Here is a 321-nt window from a genome sequence, read left to right as displayed (position 1 = left end):
CCTGGCCTGGGGCGGCGCAGGGGCTGACACGCCGTCTGACGCGGCCGATCAAGATACGGGTTCGCCGCTGTGGATCCAGATGGGGACAGAGCAGCTCACCGCGTCGGAAGAGCACAGCACAACGGGGGCGGCACTTGAGAGCAGTCTCTGGGAGATGGAGATCGGGGCGGATCTCACCCTGAACACCAGTGATGCGGGCCTTCTTGTGGGCGGGCTGATGGTCTCCTACGGCACGGGCAGTACGGATGTCAGCTCTGACTTAGGGGACGGGTCGATCGAGACCAGTGGTCTGGGTCTGGGCCTGGCAGCCACGTGGTATGA

At 64.8% G+C, this 321-nt stretch carries 1 protein-coding gene; it reads left to right on the top strand.

Annotation, left to right across the window (positions count from 1 at the left end; genetic code table 11):
• Window positions 1-79 precede the first annotated feature (79 nt).
• A partial coding sequence (locus tag ACFWW2_RS16530) for an autotransporter outer membrane beta-barrel domain-containing protein (RefSeq protein WP_393929723.1) occupies window positions 80-321 on the top strand: 242 nt, incomplete at its 3' end.

The sequence above is a fragment of the Yoonia sp. R2-816 genome, assembly GCF_046762905.1.
Classification (GTDB): Bacteria; Pseudomonadota; Alphaproteobacteria; order Rhodobacterales; family Rhodobacteraceae; genus Yoonia.
Note: the sequence above shows the minus strand (reverse complement) of the source record. Positions and strands in the feature narration are given on the sequence as shown.